This is a genomic window from Marinobacterium sp. xm-g-48 (genome assembly GCF_013282925.1).
Lineage (GTDB): Bacteria > Pseudomonadota > Gammaproteobacteria > Pseudomonadales > Balneatricaceae > Marinobacterium_E.
Genome location: NZ_WBYQ01000003.1, coordinates 211,884 through 226,090 on the forward strand (window position 1 = coordinate 211,884; position 14,207 = coordinate 226,090).

Below are 14,207 nucleotides of genomic sequence, written 5' to 3' on the forward strand. Positions count from 1 at the left end.
TAAGCACCCCGCTAGGCTATTGCAAATGAAGTTAAAGCAGACCTGACAGCATCACACCCGCCAGAAGCGTCAATGCCACCGCCATGCCTCGATTGATTCGCTGCTCGTGCTTTTCCAGTAGCGCCAAGCTTTTGCGTGTACTTAGCAGTAGCGAAACGATGATGTACCAGAGGGTATCAGTAACCCAGGGCGTTACGACCAGCAGCGTCTGCGTTTCAAAGGTTGATTCAGAGCCGACAAAAGGGGCAAAAATCGCAATAAAAAAGAGCATCAACTTAGGATTGAAGGTCGCAATAACGGCCCCATCACGAATCGCCTGCCAATAACTGGTTCGCGCGCGCTCTTCAGGCGCAATCTTCATCGATCCACCCTGCCAAGCGCCGCGTGCCATGTTCAGTAGATAAAGGGCGGCGATGACGGTTAAACCCACCTCTATCCAAGGCAAACGAGCCAGCAGCTGACTTAACCCTACGACCGTCAATAGAGCCCAACCACCGACCATTAAACCGTGCGAGATTGCAGTTAATAGACCATGAACACGGGATCCATTTAACGCCTGGTTTACAACAACCAAAAGGCTGGGACCGGGTGAAACTGCCCCCAAAGTACAGACCGCTAATAGGGTTAACCACTCAACTAAATTCACAAATACCTCAATGAAAAAGCTATGTTAAACTCCGCGCATTCTAGAACTTATGGAAACAGGTGTCATGGCGGGATCACTTCAAGACCAATTGTTAAAAGCGGGCCTTGCTAACAAACAACAGGCAAAAAAGGCGACGATTGAGAAGCGCAAAAAGAAAAAGCAGTCTCCTGATGAGGTCGCTGCAGAAAAAGCCAAACAGCAAGCGGATATCCAAGCCAAACGCGAGCAGAAAGCGGCACAAGATCGCGCCTTGAATGAGGCACGTGATGCCGAACAGGCCGAGAGAGCGATCGATGCTCAAGTGAAGCAGCTGATTGAACATCATCAAATTACGATATCAGAGCGCGCAGAGACTCGTTACCAGTTCGCTGATGGCAAGACCATCAAGCACATCTACATCGATGAATCGATGTTTCAGCCGCTTACTCGCGCCCAGATACGGGTCGCTAAACTCGGTGAAGGTTATGCTTTAGTACCGGCCGTTGTGGCAGAACGAATAGAACAGCGTCGTCCTGAACGAATCATTCCTCTGTCTAGCGATCAACAGGTGAGTGATGAGGATGATCCTTATGCGGATTACGCGATTCCTGATGATTTGATGTGGTAGGTTGGAGCGTAAATAGAAGGCGGATGACAGGCTAAAGCCAGTCACCGGTGCACGTAACGTATTACGGAGTCATGGTGACTGGCCTTCAGCCTGTCACCCGCTCTGACAGCGTTTTCCAGAGACTCACTCAGAATACCGCCTAGGAACACGCGCTGTTAGCCCCGCAAACAGCGTGTAGTCGATGGTATCGCAGCATTTAGCGACCCTATCCGCAAGTAACTGTTCATTGAACATGATCACCTCATCACCTACCGACACTGACGGCAAATCGGTCACATCAACGGTAATCATATCCATTGAGACACGACCGACGATCGGTGCTTCAACACCATTAACCAACACAGGTGTACCTTGCTTCGCTTGGCGCGGATAGCCATCGGCATACCCAATGGCGATCGTCGCAATTTTACGAGGTGATTCCGCGGTATAGGTTGCACCGTAACCCACCGACTCACCCGGTGAAATATCGCGCAACGCAATAATGGCTGTTTTCAGCGTCATAGCAGGCTGCAAACCTTGCAAACCCAGCTCACTCGGCGTTCCACCATAAAGCCCAATGCCTAGCCTCTGCCAACTATCAGCAGGCGTTGCTTGGGTAAAAATTCCGGCAGAGTTAGCAAAACTACTGAGGTTAGTTTTGACTGGATTAAACCGCGACTGTGCAACCTCATTACGAGGATGGGCAGGCTGATCGGCGCAGGCAAAGTGACTCATCATAACCGGTATAGGCAGTCCCTCTATAGAGGAGAACTGCTCCATTACACCCGCTACGGCATCTGCATCAAAACCGAGGCGATGCATACCAGAGTCCACTTTTAACCAGATCTGTGGTCGCCAATCGGTCGTCGACAGATAGCGAATTAGCCACTCAATTTGATAGTCACTGTGACAGACCACCCAGAAGTTGTGACGCTCACAAGAGGCTAACTCCTCCTCTGAAAAGCAACCTTCAAGCAGCAGAACAGGCGCTTTAAGGCCACCCTCACGCAGCTCTAGCGCTTCCTCGATAGAGGCAACACCAAAGGCATCGGCATCAGACTCTAAGGCTAGCGCCACCTTAACAGCGCCATGACCATAAGCATTCGCTTTAACCACGGCCAGAGTTTTGGCCTGCAGATTTTGCTGCTTGGCCAGTGCCAAATTATGTTTGAGGGCAGCTAAATCGATCTCAGCAACAAGAGGACGAGGCATGATTAGTCGGCTGTCACCATGATGGCATCGATCTCGATATCGACTGACTTAGGCAACTCTTTCACAGCAAACGCAGCACGCGCTGGATAGGGCTCGTCGAAGTAACGCGCCATCACCTCATTGACCTTGGCAAAGTGCGACATATCACTCAAAAGAATAGTCAATTTCACTGCTTCGTTGAGCGAGCCACCTGCCGCTTCAGCAATCGCTTTTAAATTTTCAAACACCTGAACGGCCTGCGCTTCGAAGCTTTCAGTCACCAGCTCCATCGATTCTGGAATCAAAGGAATCTGACCTGAGATGTAGACCGTGTTACCCACTTTGACAGCTTGTGAATAGGTACCAATGGCAGCCGGTGCATTGGGTGTAGAGATGGTGCTGCGATTAGACATGAAGCGCTCCTGATCAAGAATATTAAACTCAGGCCATTATCGCAGAGATCCTGGTTCTGACAAGTAGTAGAACTTTGTTTACTATTAGCCAACTAATTTGGGAGCCAAGATGAAACGCGCTGATCAACTACTGCTGGATAAAGGTCTGTGTGATAGTCGCACGCAAGCACAACGTAACATTAAAGAGGGGCGCGTTAGCTACCTTGATAAAGCCTGGCGCATCTTAAGCAAACCCGGCATCAAGCTTCCCGAGTCGACTGAGTTTCAGGTGACTCTGTCTGAAGTCGACCAGTACGTTTCGCGTGGTGCACTGAAACTGAAAGGCGCCGTTGAGATCTGCCAAATTGATCTTAACGATGTTCATGCCATCGATGTTGGACAATCAACCGGTGGCTTTACCGATTACCTCGTTCAACAGGGTGCCGCCTCTGTACTAGGTATTGAAGTGGGACATGACCAGCTGGCACAGAAGCTGAGATCCAACCCAAAGGTGACCTGCCTTGAAGGCTATAACGCGCGTGAACTCAAGCCTGAGCTAAAAGCACACAGCCCCACTGGACAGTTTGATCTAGCCGTTATGGATGTCTCATTCATTTCGCAAACCCTTATTTTGCCGGGACTTTGCCAACTACTGGACAGAGGGAGCTACCTAGTCACACTGGTGAAACCTCAGTTTGAGTTAGGAAAGGAGCACATAGGCAAGGGGGGAATCGTCAAATCGACGGATCTCTATAAAGAGCTGGAGGAGCGTTTTAAAACGCTGATGTCCGAGTTAGAGATGAGAGTAGTGACCTACATCGACAGCCCTATTAAAGGGGGTGATGGGAATCACGAGTTTCTGCTCGTCGCAGTAAAAGACCCGCTCACCCAATAATGGGGAGCGGGAAACCTGGACGGTTTAAAACTTAATTAATCGGCCTGACGACGCAGGAAGGCTGGGATATCCAAGAACTCCATATCATCAGTACCGGTTTTCTGTTGTACTGGCTCTTCCATCTCAACCGCCTGCTCGGCTTGTTGAGCCTGACGATTACGGATTACTGTTGGCAACTCAAGCTGGCTGAAATCAGAGGCCGTAGGTGGCGCCGTTTTCACCTCTACTTGCGTTGGGCCTCCGGTTGTCACATCACTGTTTACAACACGGGCACCCGCCTGTTGAGCCTGAGCTAAACCAGTCGCTACTACCGTGACTTTGAGCTCTTCACTCATATCTGGATCGATTACGGTACCGACCACAATAGTCGCATTGTCTGATGCGTACTCTTCAACAATTTCACCCACTTCAGCGAACTCACCCAGGCTAAGGTCCATACCCGCTGTGATGTTTACCAAAATGCCACTAGCGCCTTTCAGATCAACATCTTCAAGCAGAGGGCTCTTAATCGCCGCTTCAGTCGCTTCTGCTGCACGCTCATCACCACGCGAATGACCGGTACCCATCATGGCCATGCCCATTTCAGACATCACCGTACGAACGTCTGCAAAGTCGACGTTGATCATACCCGGACGGATAATGAGGTCAGCAATGCCTTGAACGGCGCCCTTAAGTACATCGTTGGCTTCACCAAAGGCTTTGATCAAGCTGGTGTTTTTACCTAGCACAGGAAGCAGTTTCTCGTTAGGGATAATAATCAGAGAGTCGACCTGCTCCTGCAGCTCACGAATACCCTCTTCCGCAATCTTCATGCGTTTTTTGCCTTCAAATGGGAAGGGTTTAGTGACGACCGCCACCGTCAGAATTCCCATCTCTTTAGCCACTTCGGCAACGATCGGTGCAGCACCCGTACCGGTACCACCACCCATGCCAGCAGTGATGAAGACCATGTCGGCACCACGCAGAGAGTCGGCAATCTGTTCACGGTCAGAGACCGCTGCCTGACGACCAACATCCGGGTTAGCGCCCGCACCCAAGCCTTTCGTCATATCACCACCGATATGAAGGGCTGTACTAGCGGCCATTTTTCCAAGTGCCTGAGCATCGGTATTGGCACAGATAAAATCTACACCCTCTACATCCGACGCGACCATGTGGTTGACTGCGTTACCGCCACCACCACCGACACCGACAACTTTGATTACTGCGTTCTCGTTTGTATCTTCTACTAACTCAAACATATCTTCCTCCAGGTTTTATGTAAGGCAGGCCCGATCTTTGCCGGTTACTGCCAACTAAGCTCTGATTAAAAGTTACCTTTTAACCAAGATTTTGTTTTAGAGACCCACCCTTCTGATGGCTCTTTTTTAACTCGTTTTTTCTCAGGCTGATGCTCAGCAATATCGTCCGGCATCAAACCAAAATCGGTCATTGTTTCGGCGTCCACATGCTGATCAAGGTCGTTATCCGCCGAGTAGAGCAACAGACCAATCGCCGTTGCGTAGATAGGGTTACTCAACAGATCATCAACACCGCCTACACCCGTTGGCTTAGCCAAACGAACAGGCATGTGGAATATCTCTTCAGCGAGCTCAACCGCGCCTTCCATCTTCGAAGTACCGCCGGTCAGGACGATGCCGGCTGCCGCTAGATCTTCAAACCCACTGCGGCGAAGCTCTTGCTGAACTAGGGTAAACAGCTCTTCATAACGCGGCTCCACCACTTCAGCCAGAGCTTGGCGTGATAGATCTCGCGCAGGACGATCACCGACGCTTGGAACTTTGATCGTCTCATCAGCACGCGCTAACTGCGCCAATGCACAGGCGTACTTCATTTTGATCTGATCGGCATGCTGCATTGGGGTGCGCAATGCCATGGCAATATCATTGCTGACTTGATCGCCCGCAACAGGAATCACAGCTGTGTGACGAATTGAACCTTGAGTAAAGATCGCGATATCGGTGGTACCACCGCCGATATCAACCATGCAGACACCCAGATCCTTCTCATCATCAGTCAACACCGCGTAACCCGATGCCAACTGCTCAAGAACTACGGCATCGATCTCAAGACCACAGCGGCGAACACACTTCTCAATATTCTGAATGGCGTTAGTCGCACCGGTAATCAGATGAACCTTAGCTTCCAAACGCACACCGGACATGCCAAGCGGCTCTTTGATGCCCTCTTGGTTATCAATCAAATACTCTTGCGGAAGGATGTGCAGAATGCGCTGATCCGCCGGAATCGCGACCGCTTGAGCAGCCTCAATGACACGCTCTACGTCTGATTGAGTCACCTCTTTACTCTGCAGAGCAACAATACCGTGTGAGTTTTGACTCGCAATATGGCTACCAGAGACGCCCACACTGACTGAGTGAATTTTGACTCCCGCCATCAACTCAGCCGCTTCAACCGCTCGCTGGATCGACTGCACAGTAGATTCGATGTTAACGACCACACCGCGTTTTAAACCGCGTGATGGGTGAGAGCCGACGCCCACGACCTCAATATCACCGTCCGTACCGATCTCGGCCACCATACAGACAACCTTAGAGGTACCGATATCAAGAGCTACAATCATTTTTGAATCCACGATTCACACCCAATTTTCATTACGTTTAACCATTGTTATGCGCTCTCCGGCGCGTACTCCAAGTGATTGACGATTTCGCGTAAAGCAAACGACGTCTGCATACGTGAAACATGCGGTAAATCACTCAAAACCTTTCGGCGCAACCGTTCAAAGTCACGCAAATCTCTTGCTGCTACCTTTAATAGATAATCCGCATCGCCGCTCATTAGGTAACAGGATCTGACACTCGGGACCTTAGCAACCGCACGCTCAAACTCTGATTGAGCCGCATCAGACTGGCTATCGAGCGTAATTTCAACCATGACGGTGGCGGTATAACCAACCTTATCGGGATCTACGAGTGCGGTGTAACCAGAAATGATGCCGTCTTTTTCTAGACGTGCGATACGGCGAGACACGGCCGAGCCTGAGAGACGAACGCTATCCGCGATCTCATTCGTGGTGCGACGTCCATCTTGCTGGAGCGCACGAATTATCTCCCAATCTTTTGCATCCACAGATTACAAATCCTAAAGCCAGTGATGACGATTAAATCGTCCATTGCTCAAAATATACACAACCCAACCAAGCATTCCAACACTTAACGCAAAATATTTGCGTTTATCTTTAATTTAATGAGAAATTTTTGCAAAAGCTACCAATGCAACCCATATAAATCATATAAATAACAATATTTTCTAATTTACGCACAAATTTTGCGTCATTATTGATAAATAGACAGTAACTTAATTATATTTACAAAAAATTAACGAAACTAATGCAAATTATAGATATGAAACAACAATACTAACACACAAATAAAACGCCAATAATTTTTAATTTATGCAAAATATTTGCATTAAAATTAGATTGTAAGCACAAAATCAAAATATATTATTGATAACCGGCAAAAAACACTCTCTTAGGTTTACATTAGATTTACACATAACATCGCAACATTTTTGCGTCTTAAGAACTAAAAACAAAAAACGCAGCCGAGGCTGCGTTTTTAGGTAGGACAAATTAACGATTAGGGCCAGTAGATATAGAGCACCGCAATAGAGGCCAAGGTAGCAGGAACTGTTAAGAATAGTGCCTTGGTAGCACCGATCAATTTGACCACCAATAACTGATGCACGATCGGGAAGGTGATGAACATTGAGCTCAATGGAATCGACCAGTGCAAGGTCTGAAATCCATAGGCCAGAGAACCCACCAGCGTTAGCGCAGCAAGATTACCGAGCACCACCATCATGACCATATTCTGCTTCACCGCAAACCATGCAGGACGATCAGATTCTGGCATTTTGTTGATGGCACCTACACTCAGCGCAGCCGACATTGAGAAGACGCCGGTTAACAGAAAGATGTATAGCGATTCGTTCATAGTTATAATCTCCTTTTAGCGATATTGTACGGACCTGCACAGAGATTAAAATGAAAGTTAGACAAATAATTTTAGGATCGCTCGCTGCACTTGCACTCACTCCAACCGCCAACGCTCTTAGCGATGAAGGAAAGCACTGGGTGTGCGAAACCGAGTCTCTCTATCGCTCGCTGTTGAGCGCACGTCTGTATGGAGTGGGCAAGGAGCCAGAACAGGGCTGCCAAACCCTACCTACCGGTGTCGCAATCAGCCAGCAAAGCTGCATTGAGTCTGATATTAAACTTTGCCAATACCTTTGGACCGAAGATGGAAATAGCGTCACCATGTGGGGCAGCGCCATCATCTCCACCCTTAATCAATAACTGAGTATCCCATGCCTGACTTTCTCGTCGACGAACAGGTCGAAGACTATGCCTTTATCTCTACTTCAGCAGAGCCCGAACTCCTGCAGGAGTTGATCGACCAAACCAACCAAAATATGGGATGGCCACAAAAGCTATCTGGCCGCCTGGTCGGCCGAACACTTAAGATGCTCTCTGCGATTGCTCAGCCGAAACGCGCCCTTGAAATTGGTATGTTCACAGGCTATTCAGCGCTATCCATTGCGGAAGGCATGCCGGATAATGGCAAGCTTATCTGCTGTGAAACCAACCCACGCGCGATCGACTTCGCAAAAACCTTTTATGAGCGAAGCGAACACGGCAAAAAGATTGACGTGATCTTTGGTCCTGCCATCGACACCCTTGAAACTCTTGCAGATCAACTTGATGGCCCATTGGATTTCACCTTTATCGATGCCGACAAACGCAACTACCTAAACTACTACTTAAAGGTTAAAGAGCTGACTCGCCCAGGTGGCTTAATCGTACTTGATAACGTGCTCTGGTCTGGCAAGGTCATTCAACCAGAATCCGATATCGATGATGTGTTAGTTGAAACAAACCGACTGATTGCAGAGGACCCCGAGGTGGAAAACGTCTTTCTGACTCTGCGCGACGGTGTCAACGTCGTTCGAAAGCTCTAAATTGAACGTCATGCATATCTTAAGAAAAAAATTTCATGGGATATGCAATTTTCATGAAATCCACTCACGTTTATACTAAGCCACACTTAAAAGAAGCAATTGGAATAGAGATGAGCTGCTCACTTCAGGACAAATTAATCGGTACGGACCAAGGGGTTTATGTCATCGGTACTACCCCACCCAAAATGGGCACCGAAGATGAAGTGATGTCAGGCATTGCTGACAAGCTGCTGGAACGACTCGACCGTATCGCGTTCGATGGCATTATCGTTTATGACATTCAGGACGAGAGCACTCGCATCGACACACCTCGCCCATTCCCCTTTGCTCAAACACGTGACCCGCGCCACTACGCTAAATTGCTTCACGAAAAGAGCGGCTGCGGAACCATCACCTACAACAGTGTTGCTCAAGGTAGTCGACAAGAGTTTGAAGAGTGGGTAGAAGAGACGACTGAGACCTACCACCAGAACAATATCGTCCTGGTTGGCGCCCCCTCCTCGGAAGGTGACTACAAGTTCAGTTTGAATGATGCCTACCAATCACTGGAAGAGTCTCATAAAACAATTGCCCTTGGCGGTGTCTGTATCGCAGAGCGCCATCAGAAAAAAGGCGATGAACACGAGCGCATGGTGACCAAGCAGAAAGAGGGCTGTCACTTCTTCATCTCGCAAGCGGTTTATAACGCACAAGCGACCATCGACATGCTGACCTCCTATGCTCGTCGCTGCAAACAGCTCGATATGGAGCCGGCACGAATCATTTTGACTTTCACACCTTGTGGCAGTGAGAAGACCCTTGAGTTTATGAAGTGGTTGGGTATTTCGGTACCAGAGGCGACCAGCTACCGAATTTTGGATGCCGATCAGCCACTTAAAGAGTCTATTAAGATCTGTTACACCAACTTGCAGATGATTTTGGAATCTTGCGCCGAATTGGATCTACCGCTCGGCTTAAATATCGAGAGTCTTACGAACCGCAAAGAGGAGATTGATGCGGCAATACAGCTTTACTCTTTGCTGCGCGCCCGAATGGAACTGGCACTCTCGGAGCGAGCAATCGGCCTCTAACCGCCCGCTAACTTAACGGTAAAACCCTCTTTCTCTAAGAGGGTTTTAAGTTTGTCGCGGTGATCACCTTGAATCTCAATAATTCCCTCTTTGACAGCACCGCCTGAACCACACCCCTGCTTCAACTTTTTCAGAAGCGTCTTTAATTCAGACTCAACTCTTGGCACACCGGAAATGGTAGTGACGGCTTTGCCTTTTCGCCCAGAGGTTTCACGACGAATGCGAACTACCCCATCCATTGCGGCAATGCGCGTCTGCTCTGCCTGCTCTGAACAGATACAAGCGGTTAACGCTTCGCCACAATCAGGACAGAGGTTACCTTTTTCCGTGCTGTAGACGAGTCGACTAAGCTGATCTTGAAGTGATGCCATATTAAACCTTTATTCCTCCACCGATCTGTCGAGCAAGGTAGCTTGCATAGGAGTCGGTCATACCGCTAATAAAGTCCAAGGCACGCATGTAGCCTTGATAGAGCGACTCACCCGAAGAGGGGGCATGAATCCCCATCAGACCGATAATCTTTTCACTGCGATAACAGAGATCTTCTCCCTGCTTTTGGTGCTGCTCCCAGACCGCCTCGATAAAAGCCTCAACCAACACACCTAGAATAGTATAGGCACCCACCTCTAGCTCTGCTTTTCGATTGTCTGGAAAGACCCGCTCTTGGGCGATACGTTTCGCTGCAGCCAACCCATCTCTAACCATGGGATCGCCATCACTGAGAAGCTCACCCTGATATTGACCTGACAAGATCTCTGGCAGCTGATCGGCAAACACCTGCACCGCTGAGTCGACCATGTTCTCCATCGCTCGACCACGAAGTGCCGAAATCTTACGTCGTGCAGAGGCCTGGGTCGCGAAGATCTCATCATCAAACTCCAGGTCGCCGCAGAGCGTTAACAAGATAGGTTTAACCTCATCGAAACTAAGCAGGTTCAACTCAATAGCATCTTCAAGATCCAATATGGCGTAACAGATATCATCCGCCGCCTCCATTAGGAAGTTCAGAGGGTGACGCGCCCAGCGATCCTCTTCAAGCTGAGGCAGACCAAGATCTTTGGCCAGTGATGCTACTAAAGGAAGTTCCGCTTGATAACAGCTGAACTTACCCTTCTTACCACCGTGACGAGCTGTCCAAGGGTATTTCAATAGTGTTCCTAGAGTTGGGTAGGTTAAGCGCAGACCACCATCAAAGAGATGGTTCTCGATCTTGGTGACGACCCTGAGCCCCTGCGCATTACCTTCAAAGGTTTTTAGATCTAAAAACTCGTCTTCAGAGAGCTGCGAGAAACGCTGATCCTCTTGACGCTGACGGAACCAATCACGAATGGCGTACTCGCCAGCATGACCAAAAGGGGGGTTACCAATATCGTGAGCCAGACAGGCCGACTGCACAATCATCCCCAAGTCATCAGGCGATATGCCCTTTGGCAGCTGATCAGCAATCAACTCGCCGGCACGAATGCCCAGACTACGCCCAAGACTGCCTACCTCAATGGAGTGAGTCAGACGAGTATGGATGTGATCGTTGAGGGACATAGGGTGCACTTGCGTCTTACGACCCAAGCGACGGAAAGCACTACTAAAGATGATTCGGTCATGATCTTTGTGGAAGTGGCTTCGACCCTGCTCCGCCGATTCTACTTCGTCGTGACCATAACGTTTGCGCGTTAGCAGCCTTTCCCAATCCATTTACACTCTCCCAAAAAACTTGGAAGGAAGTGTGCCAGATCCTAGCCCTCTTTATAAGCGTCCAACGCGCGTTTTCGCTCAAGAGAGTAATCAATGATCGGCGCGGGACGACCAAACGCCTGCCCTGCCCCCGGCTTATGACGCTCTTTAGGCGGTAGCGCGGCCAGCTCTGGCAACCACTTCACAAGAAATTCACCTTTGGCATCGAACTTCTCGCTTTGCGCAGTCGGGTTGAAGATTCGAAAATAGGGAGCGGCATCAGCACCCACTGAAGCAGACCACTGCCAACCACCGTTGTTGGATGGGAAATCAGCATCAATCAGATGCTCCATAAAGAACTTCTCACCGCGGCGCCAATCGATGCCAATTAATTTAGTTAAAAAGCTGGCCACGACCATACGCAGTCGATTGTGCATCCAACCTGTTGTTAACAGCTGTTTCATCGCTGCATCGACAATCGGAAACCCTGTCTCACCCTGACACCAAGCCTGCCACAGCGGCTCACGATCCAACCACTGAATCTTCTGCTCAGTTTCTGGTCTAAACGGCTCAAGTTTAGACAGCTCTGGAAACGCAACCGTCAGGTGACGATAGAACTCACGCCAGATGATCTCATTGAGCCAACTGCTCTCTAACCAGCCATCGTTCTCACGCTCCTGTCTTTGAACATGCATCAACTGTAGTGGTGACACAGCACCAATGGTCAAGTAAGGCGATAACTGGGAGGTCCCGTTGATTGCTGGAAAGTCACGATGCTCTTTGTAATCCAACTCCCGTTCACGGACAAACTCGTAGACACGTTCACGGATCGCTTCGGTCTCAACGGGCCACAACTCTTTATCATAGGACAGTGGGCGCCAGCCAAGATCATCTGGAATCTCATCCGAGGGAACAGAGGCAGCTGGAAAAGGGATGTTCATCGCTTTAATTAGGTAGTCAAATCGAGGTAACGCTGCCCGCCATGCACGCGAGAATGGGGTATAGACTTTAAAGTCTGTGCCCGTTTGAGTTTTAACCTCACCCGGTGGAATGATCACCTCACCATGAAAGCCCTGACAGCTCACATCGGGTTGAAGGGCTGCAACGACTGCATCATCGCGCAACTGCTCATTTAGTGGATACTCGTGATTGAAGAAAAAGTGAGTTGCTGACAACTCTGTTGCCAGGTTTCTAATGGCACTGGCACAGTGATCAAAGTGCCCTGCCTGAATCACTTTTAAAGGCACATTCAGAGATTCAAGCTCGCCTTTAACCTGCAGTAACCGATCTCGCCATAGCCCCATACGTTGAGGCGATTCGTTATGTTCCGACCAGCTCTCATGAGTCAGACAGACAAGGGCCACCGTGGCCAATCCATTACGTTGCGCAGCTTCCAATGCTGGGTTTGCGGCTACTCTAAGGTCATTGCGAAACCAGACGATATTCATGTTTTCCCCAAAAAAAAGACCGGCTTTAAAACCGGTCTTCTTATTTCAATAGTGATTACAGACCAATGAATGGCTGAGCCAGACGACCCATAATACCTGTAAATTTAAGTGGCGCTTCAGTTGCGATCAGACAGATGCACTCAGAACCGGTATCAACGATCGGCTGGTGTTTGATCTCTTCATCAAGATCTGCGACATCGCCCTGACAGAAACGCCCCACATCGTCACTGTACGAGCCACGAAGGATCATCGTCAGCTCATTACCCTTGTGGGTATGGTGCGGCACAGAGACGCCAGGCTGAATTCTAAGAAGACGACACGCTCCCTCTCCAGGGAAATTAAAATCGTAATGTTGCACACCCGGGCCAAGACGCTTCCACTCAATGGCATCCAGGTCAGATCCGACAATTTGCGCCAGAGGTTCTGGAACTTCTGCACTGCCTTTGACTTTGACAGCTCGTTCAGCAACCACCTCTTCGCTACCATCGAGCATACCCAAAATGGAGTCTAAAGAGCCTTCGCTCATCGCTTGCGGTTGGATGTCAGCAAGTAACTCACCGCCGATACACTCTGCTTCCCAAGCTTTAGTTTGACAGGTCTTGCACCAGTGAAGATGACTATCAACCAACAGTGTCATACCATCAGACAGCGCGCCGGCGGCACGTGCCATAAGGGTAGCATCGTCAAGATGATGACTTATTTTCACTCTTCTTCTCCCCAATGAGCTTTGAGTTTGCTGAATGCCAATCTCAATCTCGATTTAACGCTGCCGAGCGGTATACCTAACTGCTCTGAAATTTCTGAATGACTCTTACCCTCATAATATGAGAGGTAGAGAACCTGTGCCTGAGCTTCAGGCAACTTGGCGATCGCTCCGCTCATTCTCTCTTCGAGAACGGCATGCTCGCCGTAATGACGTTGATCGGGATCGATCTCTTCTTCAGGTAACTCGTATTCAACCGCTTTCTCTCTGCGAAGGCGATCGATGCATTGGTTTCTTGCCAATGTAAAAATCCAGGTACTGGCACTGGCTTTACTGCGCGTGTACAGGTGCGCTTTACGCCATACGGCCAGCATCGATTCCTGTGTCAGCTCTTCGGCTGCCGCTACCGGCATTCCAAAACGGATAATGTACGCTTTCACTCTGGGTGCAAAATGTTCGTATAAGCGGCTGAAATCCACTTTACTGCGGGTTTCAGAAAGCGACGCGAGCAGGTCTGACCATGCATCCCGCTCCTTCTTCTTTTTTTGCTCCGCTATTGCCACTGCTGCAGTCACATCAGTTTCCTCGGATCTGTTATCAGTCATCGCTTTCACTACGT

Annotated in this window: 17 protein-coding genes; 5 read left to right on the forward strand and 12 right to left on the reverse strand. The window is 49.3% G+C overall.

Features of this window, described 5'->3' with window-relative positions; all coding sequences use genetic code 11:
* Positions 1-31 precede the first annotated feature (31 nt).
* Entirely contained in the window at positions 32-646 is a 615-nt protein-coding gene (locus XMG48_RS07060; protein WP_173481362.1) for a LysE family translocator, read from the reverse strand.
* A 64-nt stretch (positions 647-710) separates the two neighbouring features.
* Between XMG48_RS07060 and XMG48_RS07065 the strand changes: the two genes are divergently transcribed.
* Positions 711-1,253, forward strand: a complete 543-nt coding sequence (locus XMG48_RS07065) for a DUF2058 domain-containing protein (RefSeq protein WP_173481363.1) — start codon at positions 711-713, stop codon at positions 1,251-1,253.
* A gap of 123 nt (positions 1,254-1,376) precedes the next feature.
* Here XMG48_RS07065 and alr read toward each other — a convergent pair whose 3' ends face one another.
* Both alr and XMG48_RS07075 read right to left on the reverse strand, forming a co-directional pair.
* Positions 1,377-2,444: an alanine racemase gene (alr, locus tag XMG48_RS07070; RefSeq protein ID WP_173481364.1), complete on the reverse strand. Its 1,068-nt coding sequence runs from the start codon at positions 2,442-2,444 to the stop codon at positions 1,377-1,379.
* A gap of 2 nt (positions 2,445-2,446) precedes the next feature.
* Positions 2,447-2,836, reverse strand: a complete 390-nt coding sequence (locus XMG48_RS07075; protein ID WP_173481365.1) for a RidA family protein — start codon at positions 2,834-2,836, stop codon at positions 2,447-2,449.
* Positions 2,837-2,945: 109 nt separating this feature from the next.
* On the opposite strand from XMG48_RS07075, the gene XMG48_RS07080 reads away from it, so the two are divergent.
* Positions 2,946-3,710, forward strand: coding sequence for a TlyA family RNA methyltransferase (locus XMG48_RS07080; protein WP_173481366.1), 765 nt, complete (start codon positions 2,946-2,948; stop codon positions 3,708-3,710).
* 35 nt (positions 3,711-3,745) lie between these two features.
* Here XMG48_RS07080 and ftsZ read toward each other — a convergent pair whose 3' ends face one another.
* The 4 genes from ftsZ to XMG48_RS07100 all read right to left on the reverse strand — a co-directional run bounded on the left by ftsZ (position 3,746) and on the right by XMG48_RS07100 (position 7,672).
* Entirely contained in the window at positions 3,746-4,951 is a 1,206-nt protein-coding gene (gene ftsZ / locus XMG48_RS07085) for a cell division protein FtsZ (RefSeq protein WP_173481367.1), read from the reverse strand.
* 65 nt (positions 4,952-5,016) lie between these two features.
* Positions 5,017-6,294, reverse strand: coding sequence for a cell division protein FtsA (ftsA, locus tag XMG48_RS07090; RefSeq protein WP_173481368.1), 1,278 nt, complete (start codon positions 6,292-6,294; stop codon positions 5,017-5,019).
* Between the two features lie 47 nt (positions 6,295-6,341).
* Positions 6,342-6,803: an Lrp/AsnC family transcriptional regulator gene (locus tag XMG48_RS12190; RefSeq protein ID WP_173481369.1), complete on the reverse strand. Its 462-nt coding sequence runs from the start codon at positions 6,801-6,803 to the stop codon at positions 6,342-6,344.
* Between the two features lie 512 nt (positions 6,804-7,315).
* Positions 7,316-7,672 carry a hypothetical protein gene (locus XMG48_RS07100; RefSeq protein ID WP_173481370.1) on the reverse strand — a complete coding sequence of 119 codons (357 nt, stop codon included), beginning with the start codon at positions 7,670-7,672 and terminating at the stop codon, positions 7,316-7,318.
* A 50-nt stretch (positions 7,673-7,722) separates the two neighbouring features.
* On the opposite strand from XMG48_RS07100, the gene XMG48_RS07105 reads away from it, so the two are divergent.
* The 3 genes from XMG48_RS07105 (at position 7,723) to XMG48_RS07115 (ending at position 9,766) form a co-directional block, all read left to right on the forward strand.
* Positions 7,723-8,034 carry a hypothetical protein gene (locus XMG48_RS07105; RefSeq protein ID WP_173481371.1) on the forward strand — a complete coding sequence of 104 codons (312 nt, stop codon included), beginning with the start codon at positions 7,723-7,725 and terminating at the stop codon, positions 8,032-8,034.
* Positions 8,035-8,045: 11 nt separating this feature from the next.
* Positions 8,046-8,696: an O-methyltransferase gene (locus tag XMG48_RS07110; protein ID WP_173481372.1), complete on the forward strand. Its 651-nt coding sequence runs from the start codon at positions 8,046-8,048 to the stop codon at positions 8,694-8,696.
* 110 nt (positions 8,697-8,806) lie between these two features.
* Positions 8,807-9,766, forward strand: coding sequence for a hypothetical protein (locus XMG48_RS07115; protein ID WP_173481373.1), 960 nt, complete (start codon positions 8,807-8,809; stop codon positions 9,764-9,766).
* Here the strand turns inward: XMG48_RS07115 and XMG48_RS07120 are convergent.
* From XMG48_RS07120 to XMG48_RS07140, 5 genes are read right to left on the reverse strand one after another with little or no spacing between them, the layout of a single operon-like run.
* A complete protein-coding gene (locus XMG48_RS07120) occupies positions 9,763-10,137 on the reverse strand; it encodes a translation initiation factor Sui1 (RefSeq protein ID WP_173481374.1) in 375 nt (124 codons plus the stop codon). The genes XMG48_RS07115 and XMG48_RS07120 overlap by 4 nt on opposite strands.
* A gap of 1 nt (position 10,138) precedes the next feature.
* On the reverse strand, positions 10,139-11,458 hold the full coding sequence (locus XMG48_RS07125) for a deoxyguanosinetriphosphate triphosphohydrolase (protein WP_173481375.1): 1,320 nt from the start codon (positions 11,456-11,458) through the stop codon (positions 10,139-10,141).
* 41 nt (positions 11,459-11,499) lie between these two features.
* Positions 11,500-12,885: a deoxyribodipyrimidine photo-lyase gene (locus XMG48_RS07130; protein WP_173481376.1), complete on the reverse strand. Its 1,386-nt coding sequence runs from the start codon at positions 12,883-12,885 to the stop codon at positions 11,500-11,502.
* A gap of 55 nt (positions 12,886-12,940) precedes the next feature.
* Positions 12,941-13,591: a ChrR family anti-sigma-E factor gene (locus XMG48_RS07135; protein ID WP_173481377.1), complete on the reverse strand. Its 651-nt coding sequence runs from the start codon at positions 13,589-13,591 to the stop codon at positions 12,941-12,943.
* Complete coding sequence (locus XMG48_RS07140; protein ID WP_173481378.1) at positions 13,588-14,193, reverse strand: sigma-70 family RNA polymerase sigma factor; 606 nt, start codon at positions 14,191-14,193, stop codon at positions 13,588-13,590. The genes XMG48_RS07135 and XMG48_RS07140 overlap by 4 nt, the downstream gene beginning before the upstream one ends.
* Positions 14,194-14,207: the final 14 nt, after the last annotated feature.

Bases quoted from the DNA above. Each gene is read 5' to 3' on its own strand.
- XMG48_RS07105 (WP_173481371.1), top strand. From the start codon at position 7,723: ATGAAAGTTAGACAAATAATTTTAGGATCGCTCGCTGCACTTGCACTC.
- XMG48_RS07120 (WP_173481374.1), bottom strand. From the start codon at position 10,137: ATGGCATCACTTCAAGATCAGCTTAGTCGACTCGTCTACAGCACGGAA.
- XMG48_RS07065 (WP_173481363.1), top strand. From the start codon at position 711: ATGGCGGGATCACTTCAAGACCAATTGTTAAAAGCGGGCCTTGCTAAC.
- XMG48_RS07140 (WP_173481378.1), bottom strand. From the start codon at position 14,193: ATGACTGATAACAGATCCGAGGAAACTGATGTGACTGCAGCAGTGGCA.
- alr (WP_173481364.1), bottom strand. From the start codon at position 2,444: ATGCCTCGTCCTCTTGTTGCTGAGATCGATTTAGCTGCCCTCAAACAT.
- XMG48_RS07075 (WP_173481365.1), bottom strand. From the start codon at position 2,836: ATGTCTAATCGCAGCACCATCTCTACACCCAATGCACCGGCTGCCATT.
- XMG48_RS07080 (WP_173481366.1), top strand. From the start codon at position 2,946: ATGAAACGCGCTGATCAACTACTGCTGGATAAAGGTCTGTGTGATAGT.
- XMG48_RS07115 (WP_173481373.1), top strand. From the start codon at position 8,807: ATGAGCTGCTCACTTCAGGACAAATTAATCGGTACGGACCAAGGGGTT.
- XMG48_RS07110 (WP_173481372.1), top strand. From the start codon at position 8,046: ATGCCTGACTTTCTCGTCGACGAACAGGTCGAAGACTATGCCTTTATC.
- ftsA (WP_173481368.1), bottom strand. From the start codon at position 6,294: ATGATTGTAGCTCTTGATATCGGTACCTCTAAGGTTGTCTGTATGGTG.
- ftsZ (WP_173481367.1), bottom strand. From the start codon at position 4,951: ATGTTTGAGTTAGTAGAAGATACAAACGAGAACGCAGTAATCAAAGTT.
- XMG48_RS07125 (WP_173481375.1), bottom strand. From the start codon at position 11,458: ATGGATTGGGAAAGGCTGCTAACGCGCAAACGTTATGGTCACGACGAA.
- XMG48_RS07100 (WP_173481370.1), bottom strand. From the start codon at position 7,672: ATGAACGAATCGCTATACATCTTTCTGTTAACCGGCGTCTTCTCAATG.
- XMG48_RS07130 (WP_173481376.1), bottom strand. From the start codon at position 12,885: ATGAATATCGTCTGGTTTCGCAATGACCTTAGAGTAGCCGCAAACCCA.